Annotated in this window: 2 protein-coding genes; one reads left to right on the top strand and one right to left on the bottom strand. The window is 57.9% G+C overall.

The window, feature by feature from the left end; all coding sequences use genetic code 11:
- Positions 1–349, bottom strand: a 349-nt coding sequence (locus JL39_RS21135) for a helix-turn-helix domain-containing protein (protein ID WP_037155437.1), incomplete at its 3' end; no start/stop codon positions are given.
- A 42-nt stretch (positions 350–391) separates the two neighbouring features.
- On the opposite strand from JL39_RS21135, the gene JL39_RS21130 reads away from it, so the two are divergent.
- A complete protein-coding gene (locus JL39_RS21130; protein ID WP_037155434.1) occupies positions 392–700 on the top strand; it encodes a transcriptional regulator in 309 nt (102 codons plus the stop codon).

The raw sequence follows: 700 nt of genomic DNA, 5'->3' as shown, positions 1-700 counted from the left end.
CCAAAAGCTTCAAGGTCCACCGGGCGCAGCCCTTGGGTGGATCCGAGCAAGCCAGGGCGACCAGTCGCACCTCGTCCTTGCCGCTCAGCTTTCGAGCCGCCCCGGGCCGCGGCTCTTCACTGAGGGCGGCCTCCAGGCTGATCTCCACAAAGCGCTTCCTGGTGCGATAGATGGTGGAGCCGCTGGTCTGCACCGAGGCTTCGATGGCCTCATCGCTGACGCCGGCGTCAGCCGCCAGCAGTATCTGCATTCGCTTGAGCCGTCGGACTGGTTGCTTGCCACCACTTACCAAAGCGCCAAGCTCGTCGCGTTCGATCTGGCTAAGATCGACTCGATATCGTACGTTCATCACAATATCCCTCATCATCGAGGGACCTTGGATGAATCCGAAATGAATCAATTGCTTGACCAAAAGAAGCCGGGCGGACCAACCCCCTTCACCGCAAAGCAGGGCCAGTATCTTGCCTTCATATGGGCCTATTCACAGATCAATGGCCGTGCCCCAGCCGAGGCAGACTTCCAGCGATACTTCAAAGTCACCCCACCCTCGGTCCACCAGATGCTAAAGACACTTGAGAAAATCGGATTGATCCAAAAGCAACCAGGTGTCGCGCGCAGCATCCAACTGCTCGTCCCCCCGCAAGACCTGCCAATTCTGGGCATAGAACAACCCGTCATAATCTCTGAGACGTCACACTAG

Origin of the sequence: Rhizobium sp. YS-1r, from assembly GCF_000757525.1 — a bacterium.
GTDB lineage: Bacteria > Pseudomonadota > Alphaproteobacteria > Rhizobiales > Rhizobiaceae > Neorhizobium > Neorhizobium petrolearium.
Note: the sequence above shows the minus strand (reverse complement) of the source record. Positions and strands in the feature narration are given on the sequence as shown.